This window comes from Paraburkholderia sp. WS6, from assembly GCF_030464835.1.
GTDB lineage: Bacteria > Pseudomonadota > Gammaproteobacteria > Burkholderiales > Burkholderiaceae > Paraburkholderia > Paraburkholderia madseniana.
In genome coordinates, this window is record NZ_JALQCK010000013.1 from 70,292 (window position 1) to 84,121 (window position 13,830).

A 13,830-nucleotide genomic window follows, 5' to 3' on the forward strand; every position below is an offset into this window, starting at 1 on the left:
TACTGGCTTTACCTTGGCCACGTATAGGGCAAAACCCAGGGAATATACCTACTACCCGATATGTAGTTTTTGTACCTTTTCCTGCAATCAGATATAGTCCACGCATTCTTCAGCATAGTGCGAGTTTTCCGATGATGCTGTCCCAGGTGGAAGCGATGCGCGACCAGTTGCGTCCGTCCGAACGCAAGCTGGCCGATTACGTGATCGAAGCGCCGCGCGAAGTGCTCGATCTCTCGATGACCGAGGTGGCCGCGCGCGCGGGTGTCAGCCAGCCGACCATCGCGCGGTTTTGTCACGCGCTAGGGTTTTCGGGCTTTCGCGAGTTCAAGATCCGGCTGGCGCAAGGCATCGCCGCGGAAGTGCCCGTCGTCTATCGCGACGTGCGGCCGGACGAGCCGACGCCGGGTGTCGCCGCGAAGGTACTCGACCGGACTATTGGTGCGCTGATCCAGGTGCGCAACAATCTGTCATCGGACAGCGTGGCCGCGGCGATCGCGCTGCTGGCGCAGGCGCGGCGCATCGAGTTTTACGGCGCGGGAGGCTCGGGCATTGCTGCGCTGGATGTGCAGCACAAGTTTTTTCGCTTGGGTATGCCGAGCGTCGCGTATTCGGATCCGCATACGTTTCTGATGTCGGCAACGCTGCTGGGTGAGGGCGATGTGGTCGTGGCGATTTCGAATACCGGGCGTACGCGCGATATCGTCGATGCGGTGAAGTCGGCGCTGGCAAGCGGCGCGAAGGTGATCGCGATCACGCACGGTAATTCGCCACTCGCGCGGCTCGCCACGGTAGGGCTGTTTGCGAACGTCGATGAAGATACGGATATCTTTTCGCCGATGACCTCGCGCGTGTCGCATCTGGCGATCGGCGATATTCTGGCGGTGGGGGTGGCATTGAGCCGCGGACCAGAGCTGGTCGAGAAGCTGGCGCAGGCGAAGGAAGTGATCAACCGCCGAAGGATCGATCCACGCTCATAACGATAAAAGCAACGAGATCATGGCGATAAGAGTGCGTCCATGCTGGGCGAACAGCAAAAATCCCCGCCAGCCTTCCGGCTACCGGGGATTTCCGTTCAACTACCGTACGCTATCGAAAACCGTCGATCAGAACTCGTAGCCAACCTGAGCGCGCGCGCCCGCATCGCCCGTCGACGTCACGGAGACCGCACCGTTCGCGAGCCAGTGGCCCGTTTGCGAGCGATAGGTGACGCCCACCGCTCCTGCCGATGCGCCCTTGTACGTGCCACCACCCGCCGCAACGACCGTCTTGCCGGGACCTGAGGGCGTCATGTTGGGCATGGCCATCGCCGCAGCTACGCCGGCATACGCGTTCTTCGCGATTTTGTCGGTGTAGTTCTTCGCCTGCGTCTTCGCCTCGTTCAACTGGTTCACGTTCACCGCGTCGGTCCCTTGCGTACCATTCGCCACGTTCACGATACGGCGCTCGTTGCCTTGCGAACCCACAGAGAAGGTGTTCGCCTGATCGGCCACCGACCCCGCACCGATGGCCACCGAATTATCGCCGCTTGCTTGCGCTCCACCGCCGAACGCGACTGCATTGGTGCCCGACGATGTGGGCGCAGGCAGGCCCGCCGTGTTTACCGACATGGCCGACTTTACCGATTGAGTCAAATCGGCCAGGTTCTGATTGGTACTCGACAACTGGGCGCCGGTCACCGCGTCAGTGCTGGTCGCCGACAATTCGCCGTCCTGCAGATTGCTCAGCTTCAGGTTCGCGGTAATACGCGCCGACGCGCCCAGTGCCACGGCCTGATAGCCCTTGTAGTTGCCCCCGGCAATGCCGACTGCGAGCGTCTTGCCCGGATCGACTTCCGGAATCATCGTCAACGCGGTAGCGGCTGCAACACCGCTATAAGCGTTACGTGCGACCGAGCCCATACCCTGCTGGAACTGACGCATGTTCACGGCGTCCGTCGGGCCTTGGCCGTCAGCAACGTTCGTGATACGGCGCTCGTTGCCCGGCGAACCCACCGATACGGTGTTCGCCTGATCAGCCACCGAGCCTGCGCCGAGTGCCACCGAGTTGTCTCCATTTGCCTGAGCGCCACCACCCATCGCGATCGCTCCGCTGCCGGTTGCCGTAGCGGCCGGAGCGCCGGATGTGTCGATCGCCAGCGCGCTGCTGCCGGTCGACTGCTGGTTCTGCACCGCCTGGTTCAGGTTAGCGACTTGCTGGTTGGTGTTCCACAACTGCGCGCCAGTCACCGCGTCTGAACTCGTCGCCGACAGTTCACCGTCCTGCAAATTGGTCAGCTTCACCTTCGGCGCGCTGGCCGAACCGCCCAACGTCACCTGGTTGTGTGCCGCGCTGTCATACGACACCGCGTTCGCCACCGAAGCCGACGCAAACGAGCCCACTGCAACCCCACTGAAGCCTGACGCTTGCGACTGTGCGCCCAACGCCATAGCCCCATTCCCAGTAACTGATGCATTGAAACCGAGCGCAACACCATTCACGGTACCTTCCGCGACGTTGGCAAAAACGCCCACGGCAGTGCTCTGCATGCCCGCAGCGAGGGACGTCCCGCCAATAGCAATCGCATATGCTCCGGACGAGGTCGCGTTATATCCGATGGCGACACCATTGCCACCATCGGTGGTGGCCGTCACCTGTGCCCCGGTACCAATGGCTTCCTGCCTCGACAAGGCCACGCTGCCGCCGTCCAGGCCACCCGCATTCGCATCCATCGACACACCGATCCCCACCCCGGCCAACGACATCGCGACCATAAGCGCCTTCTTGCTCTTGCTCGCCTTCCCCCTGCTCTTCGCCACTTCGGGCGCAGCGACGTAGGTTCCGGTAGTTTCATTCCAAACCGTCTTGTATGACTTGTTCACGATTAAATCTTTATGAAGTAAGTAACTGGATCTGTGTTGCGGAGCGGCCAATCAGGGCCTTACACGCATGTCAGTCGGTCACCGAAGGAATGAATAATTGGCACACAATAAATGTCGGACCATCTCATTAACGCATCGGCTGATGATCCAAATATAAAATGACGATCTTCATTTTTTAATAAGAGTATTCTTAAATTCCGAAAGCACACTACAGAATTCCTACGGCAACGCCGTGTTTTTTCTCAATTCCAGCCACACCTCATAAGACCAGGACCGTGCGGGACCAGCGATTGAGGAACAGGTCGTGATGAATTCACGCCCTGCGTTCAAGAATTTTCAAAATTTAGACTAGGAAAATTCCTAATTTTTGAATCACAGGAACGGTGATCGTGGAGCACCGCGCGACTGCTCCCGGGATAAGCGGAGAACCGGAACTGCAGCCGCCTGCGCTAATTAGCGCAGGGGAGTGAAGATGGGAAATCAAGAATTTTCTTATTTCTAATATTCGTGAAAATACTAAAATATTAAATGTTGCCTGACATACAAATCTCACCAGCAAAGAATTTATTTACTAACTTATTGAGGTATATCGACATGAAAATCTTCTTCCAGCTTGTCGTCACCGCGCTGTTGTTTTGCCTTCTTGGGTCCCCCGCATTCGCGGCGAATCAGGATGAGATAACTTTGAAAGCAATGGAACAGACATGGGTCACCGCGGTTTCGAACAATGATCGCGTCACACTTGAGAAACTGTTCGACGATTCTTTCGTCGAGACGTTGGCCAACGGCGCGCGCCGTAGCAAGTCCGATCTCCTCCTCGCGTCGCCGCCGGCCCCGGGCTCATCGCAAACCTTGATGGATATTGACGTGCACGTGAACGGCGGCACGGCCGTCGTCACCGGCATCAATCGTTTCAAGCCGGCCGCTGATGCTCAAGCGGTGGACTATTCGTTCACCGATGTATTCGTACGCAAAGCAGGCGACTGGCGTGCAGTGTCATCACAATTAACTCGCCGATAAGCGCAAGCATGCCGGCTGAGCGAAAGCAGATCAGCCCAGCCGTGTCCACCGGGCAGCATCGCGCAATATGGAAGCGCTGGAAGCCGCAGCGCTCCCCGTCGAGAGGAATCCTGATGTGATAAAGGGGCGGTTTGCCGATTCGGCAAACCGCCCCTTTTCTATGGCGCCTGGAAACGTCAGACCTTGAGGTAATGCGTCAAAACGGTTTGATAACCACCAACGCGACCGCCGCCAGCATCCCCAGCACAGGCAGCTCATTGAACATCCGATACCACTTGTCCGAGCGGCGATTCTCGCCACGCTCGAATGTCCGCAACAGCACGCCGCAATACGCGTGGTAAATGATCAGCAACACCACCACACCGACCTTTGCGTGAATCCAGCCCTGCCCGCGTCCGATGCCGATCACGAGCCACAGCCACAGACCGCAAGCGAGCGCCGGCACCGCGATAAACGTCATGAAGCGAAACAGCTTGCGCGCCATCGTCAAAAGGCGCGCCGTGGCAGCGGGTTCCGTCTCCATCGCCAGATTGACGAAGATGCGCGGCAGATAGAACAGGCCGGCAAACCAGGAAGCAATCAGAACGATGTGAAACGTCTTTACCCAAAGCATCAGCGGTCCTCGTACTGCTTGTCAGCGTGGAAATGAGTGGGGGCCGCCAGCGCACTGAACGGAAAGCGTGTGTCCATCCGAGAGATGGCGCTAGCGCGTCGAGCAGCGAACCGCGTTATTGCCGGCCTTCGCCGTGCCCCAGCACAATGTATTTCAGCGACGTCAGCCCTTCCAGCCCCACCGGCCCACGCGCATGCAGCTTGTCGTTCGAGATGCCGATCTCCGCACCCAAACCAAATTCAAAGCCATCGGCAAAGCGCGTCGACGCGTTGACCATCACGCTCGCCGAGTCGACTTCGCGCAGAAAGCGCATCGCGCGGTCATGGTCTTCGGTGACGATCGCGTCAGTGTGCTGCGAGCTGTAGGTGTTGATGTGGTCGATGGCCGCGTCGAGGTCGTCCACCACCTTGATCGCCAGCACCGGTGCGAGATATTCGGTGCGCCAGTCTTCTTCGGTGGCATCGACGAGCGGGCCCACGCCTGCGTCCGACAACACCGCGCGCGCTGCCGCGTCCACACGTAGTTCGACTTCCTTGTCGCGATACAGCTTGCCCAAAGGCGGCAGCACTTCAGCCGCAATGCCACGCGCCACCAGCAGCGTTTCCATCGTGTTGCAGGTGCCGTAGCGGTGCGTCTTGGCGTTATCGCAGACGGTCAACGCCTTCGCCACATCCGCGCGATCGTCGACATACACATGGCAGATGCCGTCGAGGTGCTTGATCATCGGCACGCGCGCTTCGTTCATCAGCCGCTCGATCAGGCTCTTGCCGCCACGCGGCACGATTACGTCGACGTATTCGGTCATCGTGATCAGCTTGCCGACCGCGGCACGGTCCGATGTGGCCACGACTTGAACCGCGTCCTGCGGCAAACCGGCGGCTTCCAGCCCTTCACCAATCAGCTTGGCCAACGCCGTGTTGCACTCCAACGCTTCCGACCCGCCGCGCAGAATCGTCGCATTGCCCGACTTCAGACACAGCGCGGCCGCGTCGATCGTTACGTTCGGGCGCGATTCGTAGATGATGCCGATCACACCGAGCGGCACGCGCATCTGACCAACCTGAATCCCGCTCGGCCGATACTTCAGATTGCTGATCTCGCCAATCGGATCGGCCAGCGCGGCGACTTGCCGCAAGCCTTCGACCATCGTCCCGAGCGCCTTGTCCGAGAGCGTCAAACGGTCGATGAACGCAGCGTCGAGCCCTTTCTCGCGTGCACGGGCAACGTCACGCGCATTGGCATCCTTCAGCAACGCGGCATCGCGTTCGATTGCTTGAGCGACAGCCGTAAGCGCGGCGTTCTTCGCCGCCGTCGACGCCCGCGCCATCGCACGCGATGCGTGGCGGGCGCGGCGGCCGAGGTCGGTCATGTACTGGTCGATATCCATGGTGAGTCTCATAGCGCCGCGCACGTCGAGGTGCGGCGGACAGGCAGAATTAGCGAAAGATCAAACGATTGTAAGTCGGGTGGCGGAGCTTTGCTCGCCGCCACAAGCCGTGCCGGCGGGGCCTGATCAGGCCGGCCTGCGAGCAGGTGCGGCACCCGCTGAGCGAGGTCGTGGCGGCGGCACTGGCGCCGCTTTTGCCGGCGAGGCGACCGTCATCGCCAGTTCGAACAGGCCGTCCCACGGATCGGGCGGTGGATCGTTGCGATGATTGCCTGGCGTACCGCCGGACAACCCCTTCACCTGCCGATCCAGCCGCGCGGCCAAAGCGAGCGCCTTTTCGAGCGCACCCTCGGTGACGCGCGACAGCGCCGGGCCGATCAGCCGTTCGCGCGGACCCCAGACGCGGTTCTCGCGCACCAGCATCGCGAGCGGCTTGCCGGCCGCTACACCACGCTTGATCCGTAGCAACGTGCGCACTTCTTCGACCACCGCCCACAGCACAAGCACTGCTGCCTCGCCTTCTCCGCGCAGCCCGTCGAGCATGCGCGCCAGACGGCCAACGTCACCGGCGAGCATCGCCTCGTTCAGCTTGAAAACGTCATAACGGGCGACGTTCAGCACAGCGTCCTGAATCTGTTCAAAACTCAACGAACCGGCCGGATACAGCAGCCCCAGCTTCTGAATTTCCTGATGCGCTGCCAGCAGATTACCTTCCACGCGCTCGGCGATGAACGCCAACGCGCGCCGCCCTTCTTCACCAGCGGCAACCCGCTGGCCCTGAGCCGCGAGTCGCTGACCGACCCAATTCGGCAACTGTGCGCGCTCGACCGGATCGATTTTCAGCGCGACGCCAGCCTCAGACAGCGCGGTGAACCATGCAGACTTTTGCGTGGCGGCGTCCAATCGCGGCAGCGTGATCATCGTCAACACGTCGTCATTCACGGCGGCAGCGAGCGCCTTCAGCGCATCCGCTCCTTCCTTGCCGGGCTTGCCCGACGGAATGCGCAATTCGACCAGTTGACGGTCGCCGAACAGCGACATCGATTGACTCGCGCCAAGCAGCGAACTCCAGTCGAAGCCGCGCTCGACGGTGAACACCGAGCGGTCGGTAAAACCGGCTGCACGCGCCGTCGCACGAATCCGGTCGCACGCTTCCTGCGCGAGCAGGTGCTCGTCGCCGTACACGACGTACAGTCCGGCGAGTCCCTTCGCGAGATGCGTTTCGAGCGCGTCAAGTCGCAGTTGCATGGCTACCGATCGGCGAGGTTAAACGAGTACGTGAGCGAGTACATGAGCATGTACAGCACACTAAACAAAGACACAGCACACCGCTCACAGCGGCGGCGGCGGCAACGGCGCGCGCGGCGCAACCGCCGGCACCTGCTGACCCGGCTCCGGATGCAGCGAACGCACCAGCGACAGACGGCGCGTCAACTGGTCGATCGCGTCGTTCTCCATGTCCGCGTACAGAATGTCGGCTTCAGCAGCCTTGGCCTGCGAGAACTGGTCGCTGTAAGTCATCGCGCGGTTTAGCGCGATCACGCTCGACGGAATCAGCACCGTGCCGTCCTTGCCGACCAGCGTGTAGGTCATCGAGAGATTCATCGCATACTCTTCGACGACACCGAGCGAGTTCAGCGTGAGCGTACTGAGGCCGCGGCCTTCAGTGATCTGCAGCGTTGCGTCGGCATTCGCGACCGAAGTGACCACCACCGTGTCGCTGCCGCCCTGCACGATACGCGTGAGCCGCGCGCCGGCCGCTGCCGAACCGCCGGAGATAAAGAGTCGTTTGAATGCGTAGTCCTGCTGGCCGCGCAACTGGAAGCCGCAGGCGGACAACATCAGCACGCCGCACACCAGCGTCAATAACGATCTGCGAGTCACATTGGCTCCTGGTTCGCAGTAGATTCCGCAGCGCGGACAAGCGCCGCCATGAGCGGCGGCGTCTTGCCTGCTGTCATGTTTCGGTGGGCTTTCAAACGACGACGTTCACGAGACGGCCCGGCACCACGACGATCTTCTTCGGTGCCTTGCCTTCGCTGAACTTCCCGACCGCATCATGCGCGGCGGCGAGCTGTTCGATCGCTTCACGTGTCGCATCTTTCGACACCGTGAGCGCACCGCGCACCTTCCCGTTCACCTGCAGCACGAGTTCGATTTCGGCCTGTTCGAGCGCCTGTTCGTCAACCTTCGGCCATGCTGCGTCGAGCAGCGAGCCGAATTCGTCGGCGTAACCGAGTTCCTGCCACAACTGGAACGTCTGATGCGGCACGACCGGATACAGCACGCGCAGCATCACGCTGTACGTCTCGCGCAGCACGGCCGGTTGCGCGCCCTTCGCGCTGTCGAGCGCGTTGAGCATCTTCATCGCCGCCGACACCACCGTGTTGTATTGCAAACGCTGGTAGTCGAAGTCGGCCTGCTTCAGCACGCTGTAGATCTCGCGGCGCAGCACCTTGTCGACTTCGCCGAGTTGCGCGACGTCGAACTTGCCGCCGGCGCGCAGCGCTGCTTCGTTCGCGTGACCAAAGCTCCACACGCGGCGCAGGAAACGGCTCGCGCCTTCCACGCCCGAACCGGACCATTCGAGCTGCTGCTCGGGTGGTGCGGCGAACATCACAAACAGGCGCGCGGTGTCCGCGCCGTGTTGATCGATCAACAATTGCGGATCAACACCGTTGTTCTTCGACTTCGACATCTTCTCGACGCCGCCGAGCACCACCGGCTGGCCGTCCGCGTTCAGCACGGCGCCGACCGGGCGGCCTTTGTCGTCGAACGAGACGGTGACGTCAGCCGGGTTGTACCAGGTCTTCTTACCCGCTTCGTTTTCGCGGTAGTAAGTTTCGTTGAGCACCATGCCCTGCGTCAGCAGGTTCTTGGCCGGCTCGCCGAACTCGATCAAGCCCATGTCGCGCATCACCTTCGCCCAGAAGCGCGAGTACAAAAGGTGCAGAATCGCGTGCTCGATGCCGCCGATGTACTGGTCCATCGGCGCCCAGTAATCGGTGCGCTCGTCGACCATGGTCTTCGCGTCCGGCGCCGCATAGCGGTAGAAGTACCAGGACGAATCGACGAAGGTGTCCATCGTGTCGGTTTCGCGCTTGGCCGCGCCGCCGCAGGTCGGGCAGGTGCAGTTCACAAACGCTTCGGACTTCGCGAGCGGATTGCCCGTGCCGTCCGGCACGAGGTCTTCCGGCAACACCACCGGCAGATCTTTTTCCGGCACCGGCACGTCGCCGCAGGTCGGGCAGTGGATGATCGGAATCGGCGTGCCCCAGTAACGCTGGCGCGACACGCCCCAGTCACGCAGACGCCACGTGATCTGTTTGTCGCCGAGGCCGAGTTCTTTCAGATCGGCGGCGATCGCGTCGACCGCCTGCGTGTAGTCCAGGCCGTCGTACTTGCCGCTGTTGATGCAAACGCCGCCGTCCTTCTCGCCGTACCATTCCTGCCAGGCTTCAGTCGAATATTCCTTGCCTTCAATGGCGATCACCTGCTTGATCGGCAGGTCGTATTTCTTTGCGAACGCGAAGTCGCGCTCGTCGTGTGAAGGCACGCCCATCACCGCGCCTTCGCCGTAGCTCATCAGCACGTAGTTGCCGATCCACACTTCGACCTGTTCCTGCGTCAGCGGATGCGTGACGTAAAAGCCGGTGGCCATGCCCTTCTTTTCCATCGTCGCCATGTCGGCTTCAGCGACGCCGCCGCGCTTGCATTCTTCGATGAAGGCCTGCAGTTCCGGCTTGTCTTGCGCGAGACGCGTGGCGAGCGGATGCTCGGCTGCGACCGCGCAGAAGGTCACGCCCATGATCGTGTCGGCGCGCGTGGTGAACACGCGCAGCAGCTTCTGTTCGCCGTCGATTTGATACGGGAAACCGAAGTTCACGCCGAAGCTCTTGCCGATCCAGTTCTGCTGCATGATCTTTACGCGCTCGGGCCAGCCGAGGCCTTCGAGGTCGTTCAGCAGCTCATCCGCGTACTGCGTGATGCGCATGTAGTACATCGGGATTTCGCGCTTTTCGATCAGCGCGCCCGAACGCCAGCCGCGGCCGTCGATCACCTGCTCGTTGGCGAGCACGGTCTGATCGACCGGGTCCCAGTTAACGGTGCCGGTTTTCTTGTACGCGATACCCTTTTCGAGCATCTTCAGGAACAGCCACTGGTTCCACTTGTAGTAATCGGGGCTGCAGGTTGCGACTTCGCGCGACCAGTCGATCGCGAGGCCCATCGACTGCATCTGCTTCTTCATGTAAGCGATGTTGTCGTAGGTCCACTTCGCCGGCGGCACGTTGTTCGCCATCGCGGCGTTTTCCGCCGGCATGCCGAACGCGTCCCAACCCATCGGCATCAGCACGTTGTAGCCGTTCATCCGCAGATAGCGGTACATCACGTCGTTGATCGTGTAGTTCCGCACGTGCCCCATGTGCAGCTTGCCCGACGGGTACGGCAGCATCGAGACGCAATAGAACTTGGGCTTATCAGTGGTTTCCGACGTCTTGTACGCGTCGATGGCGCGCCATTGCCCTTGCGCGGCGGCTTCGACGTCGGAGGGAACGTATTTTTCGTGCATGGTGTGATGGAATCGCTGGGTTCGGTGCTTTCGCACCGGGCCTGGTGCTCTGCTGGATGAAATGGCGTCGTTTCCCCTTCTGCGGGGGAAAGGGCTGATTATACCGTCCGCGGACGGGTGCGCCGCGTGGCGTGGCGCGCGGGGCGGCCTCGCAGGCGCAGGAGCGGCGGCATGTTTAGCGGCATGGCCCGCCGGGCGCGGCGCCGCCCGATAACGCCGCTAGGGTTTAGCGCCCGGCGGCGGCGGATCCGTCACGAAACCGATCCGCTCGAGCCCGGCCTGCTGCGCCGCGCCCATCACCTGCGCGATCACTTCGTAGCGCGTCGAGCGCTCGGCGCTCAGGTGGATCTCCGGCTGGTCGGTCTGCGCCGCTTTGCCCGCTGCCATGAATTGCGCGCGCATCTGCTGCAGCGTAATGACGCTGCCGTTCCAGTACAGCTTGCCGGCGGCATCGATTGAAAGAGAAATGGTTTGCGGCGTTTGCCGCGCGGGCGCGGCCGCGACTTTGGGCAAATCGAGCCGGATCGCATGCGTGAATAAAGGCGCGGTAATGATAAAAATCACCAGCAGCACGAGCATCACGTCGATCAACGGCGTCATGTTGATCTCGGCCATCGGCGCAGCCGTCTGCTTCTTTTCGAGTCCGCCGAATGCCATGTCGCCTCCTTCTGCCTGAGCGCTGCGCTTAGTGGGTTGGGGTCCGGGCCTGGGCTTGCTGCGGCTGAGGCCGGGGCTGATCCGCCGGTGCGCACACATAGGCGTGCAGATCGTGCGCGAAGCCGTCGAGTTCCTCCGACAACTGCCGCACCATCCGCCCAAGCACGTTATAGGCGAGCACCGCCGGAATCGCGACCACGAGGCCGAAAGCCGTCATGATCAGCGCCTCGCCGACCGGACCCGCGACGTTTTCGATCTGCGCCTGACCGCTCGCCGCGATGCTGCCGAGCGCGTGATAGATACCCCAAACTGTGCCGAGCAGGCCGACGAACGGCGCCGTGCTACCTACCGAGGCCAGCAGCACCTGGCCGAACTCGAGCCGCCGCTGCGACGCGTTGAGCGCCTGACGCAGCGCTCTCAACACCCGCTCGCCGCGTTCGACGCGGGCAAGCAGTACGCCAGGAATGTCCACTTCGGCGGCATGCAACGCGGCCTCGGCGAGCGGCGTGAAGACGCGCTCGCGGTCCACGCGCCTCATTGCCGCGACGCCGTCCGACAACGTCGACGCCTGCCAGAACTGCGCAATCGCCGGCGTGGCCTGACGTTTGGCGCGGGTAAGGATCCAGCTTTTGACGATCAGAAAGCACCAGCTCGCAATCGACATAGCCAGCAGCACATACGCGACGCCATGCGTGATCGCGTCGCTGGTTTCCAGGTAGTGGATGATGCCGCTGCTGCCTGCCATCTGACCTCGCTATCGGAAAGTGATTACAGGGGCGTAACGGGACCCTGCACAGGCCCCCTGGCTGCTCAACGCAGGCCGAGCACGTCCTGCATGTCGAAAAAGCCCGTCTCGTGGCTTTCGAGGAAACGTACAGCACGAAGCGCGCCTTGCGCATACGACAGGCGGCTCGCCGATTTGTGCGTGATTTCGATACGCTCGCCGATGCCGGCAAACAGCACCGTATGGTCGCCGACGATATCACCGCCGCGAATTGCCGAAAAACCGATCGTGGACGGATCCCGTTCGCCGGTCACGCCTTCGCGGCTGTAGACCGCGCATTCGTCGAGATTGCGGCCGAGCGCGTTGGCGATCACTTCGCCCATCGTCAGCGCGGTGCCGGACGGCGCGTCGACCTTGTGGCGGTGATGGGCCTCGATGATTTCGATGTCGTAGCCGGTCGCGAAATGCTTCGCGGCGTATTCGAGCAGCTTCAGCGTGACATTGACGCCCACGCTCATGTTCGACGAGAACATGATGGCGATCTTGTCCGCCGCGGCGCGCAGTTGCGCTTTCTGTTCGTTGTCGAAACCGGTCGTGCCAATCACCATTTTGACGTTGTGGCGCTGCGCGGCTTCCAGATGCATCAGCGTGCCTTCGGGACGCGTGAAGTCGATCAGGTAGTCGGATTCCGCGAACACGCGCTCGACGTCGTCCGTCAGCAGCACGCCCGTCTGTTTGCCGAGAAACGCACCGGCGTCCTGACCGAGTTGCGGGGAGCCCGCACGGTCGAGCGCACCGGACAGCGTGGCGCCGGAATCATTGAGGACGGTTTCGATGAGCATCCGGCCCATACGGCCCGATGCGCCAGCAATGGCAATTTTCATGGCTACGAGGGTTCGAAAGGGGTAAAACGCGGCAAAACCCGTCAAATGCGGGCAATAGCGGCGGCGGGCAGCACACCCGGGCGCCGCACATACAGGACCAGCAGACGACCAGTACAGGTACGGCAGAACGGCTGACGGGCGCTGCGCACGGTACATTCCGACGCAGCGCCCGTCTTAACCGTCCCAAGAGAAGGACAGCGTGCCTAGCCGCCCGTTCCCACAGTGGACGAAGAAGACGTCAACGGCGCGTTATGCGTCGGGCCGCCATTGCTGCTTTGCGGGCCCGTCGGTCCCACCGGATTGTCCTGCGTGCCCGGAACCTGCGGCGGCGGCGGACGGTGGAACTGGAACTGCGGCTGCCCGGCGGCCGTGGGGCCTTGCTGCGGAATACCGCCGCCGTTGGCGGTCGGCGCGGTGGAGCGCACCGACGACTGCGTTTTGCCCGACGGCGATTGCACCGCATTGGTCAGCCGATTCGCGGCCTGCGCGGCTTCGGCGTTGGCGTCCGTTGACGGCACAGCCGCTGCTGCCGCGGCGGCGTCGACGGACGGCGAACTCGTGGTGTCCACGGCAGCCGGCGCAGCAGCCACCGGCGAGCTGGCGCCAGTCGCAGCACTTGCCACATTCGGCACGGCTGCCTTCTTCTTGCCGGACTTGTCGCCGTCGATTTCAGCCAGCAACTCGAGGTTGGACGGCAGATCTTCGCCACCCGACCAGCTGGCGACACGGTCGCCCGCGAACATGATCACGAAGTCGCGCTGCTGCACGACGTTAGTCGAGCCGCGCTTGAAATAGAACACGTAGTCCCAGCGGTCCGCGTGGAACATGTCAGTCAGCAAGGGCGTGCCGAGCAACTGCTTCACCTGGGCGCGCGACATACCGACCTGCATCTGTGCAGCCGCTTCTTGCGAGACGAAATTGCCTTGCACCACCGTAATACGGTACGGGGTAATGCTTTGGGCAACGCGCTGCGTCAAGCTGTCGTAGGTGGAACATCCGGCAAGAACCGCGACAGTCGCAACAGCGATCAAGGTACCCCGCATGCGGCTCCCCCGGTAGATCAATTGAGATTTTGAAATCATTTCACTCACCGTGCGGGCCCGCTGACGAGCCGCGC

Annotated in this window: 12 protein-coding genes; 2 read left to right on the top strand and 10 right to left on the bottom strand. The window is 62.0% G+C overall.

The genetic code is table 11. The features are described from left to right. Window positions 1-131 precede the first annotated feature (131 nt). Entirely contained in the window at window positions 132-977 is an 846-nt protein-coding gene (locus tag M0D64_RS17570; RefSeq protein WP_266258667.1) for a MurR/RpiR family transcriptional regulator, read from the top strand. 126 nt (window positions 978-1,103) lie between these two features. Here M0D64_RS17570 and M0D64_RS17575 read toward each other — a convergent pair whose 3' ends face one another. After that, window positions 1,104-2,858, bottom strand: coding sequence for a YadA-like family protein (locus M0D64_RS17575; RefSeq protein WP_266258668.1), 1,755 nt, complete (start codon window positions 2,856-2,858; stop codon window positions 1,104-1,106). 594 nt (window positions 2,859-3,452) lie between these two features. Between M0D64_RS17575 and M0D64_RS17580 the strand changes: the two genes are divergently transcribed. Then, window positions 3,453-3,878, top strand: coding sequence for a nuclear transport factor 2 family protein (locus M0D64_RS17580; protein WP_266258669.1), 426 nt, complete (start codon window positions 3,453-3,455; stop codon window positions 3,876-3,878). A gap of 196 nt (window positions 3,879-4,074) precedes the next feature. On the opposite strand, the gene M0D64_RS17585 is transcribed toward M0D64_RS17580, so the two are convergent. From M0D64_RS17585 to bamE, 9 genes are all read right to left on the bottom strand, one after another. After that, entirely contained in the window at window positions 4,075-4,491 is a 417-nt protein-coding gene (locus tag M0D64_RS17585; protein ID WP_168795207.1) for a CopD family protein, read from the bottom strand. 115 nt (window positions 4,492-4,606) lie between these two features. After that, window positions 4,607-5,878, bottom strand: a complete 1,272-nt coding sequence (locus M0D64_RS17590; protein WP_266258670.1) for a glutamate-5-semialdehyde dehydrogenase — start codon at window positions 5,876-5,878, stop codon at window positions 4,607-4,609. A 126-nt stretch (window positions 5,879-6,004) separates the two neighbouring features. Further along, on the bottom strand, window positions 6,005-7,126 hold the full coding sequence (holA, locus tag M0D64_RS17595; RefSeq protein ID WP_154558093.1) for a DNA polymerase III subunit delta: 1,122 nt from the start codon (window positions 7,124-7,126) through the stop codon (window positions 6,005-6,007). An 84-nt stretch (window positions 7,127-7,210) separates the two neighbouring features. After that, complete coding sequence (gene lptE / locus M0D64_RS17600; protein ID WP_266258671.1) at window positions 7,211-7,762, bottom strand: LPS assembly lipoprotein LptE; 552 nt, start codon at window positions 7,760-7,762, stop codon at window positions 7,211-7,213. 91 nt (window positions 7,763-7,853) lie between these two features. Further along, window positions 7,854-10,448, bottom strand: coding sequence for a leucine--tRNA ligase (gene leuS / locus M0D64_RS17605; protein ID WP_266258672.1), 2,595 nt, complete (start codon window positions 10,446-10,448; stop codon window positions 7,854-7,856). Window positions 10,449-10,667: 219 nt separating this feature from the next. After that, window positions 10,668-11,105, bottom strand: coding sequence for a biopolymer transporter ExbD (locus M0D64_RS17610; RefSeq protein WP_154558095.1), 438 nt, complete (start codon window positions 11,103-11,105; stop codon window positions 10,668-10,670). A 28-nt stretch (window positions 11,106-11,133) separates the two neighbouring features. Further along, window positions 11,134-11,850 carry a MotA/TolQ/ExbB proton channel family protein gene (locus tag M0D64_RS17615; protein WP_154558096.1) on the bottom strand — a complete coding sequence of 239 codons (717 nt, stop codon included), beginning with the start codon at window positions 11,848-11,850 and terminating at the stop codon, window positions 11,134-11,136. Window positions 11,851-11,915: 65 nt separating this feature from the next. Next, window positions 11,916-12,713: a 4-hydroxy-tetrahydrodipicolinate reductase gene (gene dapB, locus M0D64_RS17620; protein WP_266258673.1), complete on the bottom strand. Its 798-nt coding sequence runs from the start codon at window positions 12,711-12,713 to the stop codon at window positions 11,916-11,918. A gap of 203 nt (window positions 12,714-12,916) precedes the next feature. Beyond that, entirely contained in the window at window positions 12,917-13,756 is an 840-nt protein-coding gene (gene bamE, locus M0D64_RS17625; protein ID WP_266258734.1) for an outer membrane protein assembly factor BamE, read from the bottom strand. Window positions 13,757-13,830: the final 74 nt, after the last annotated feature.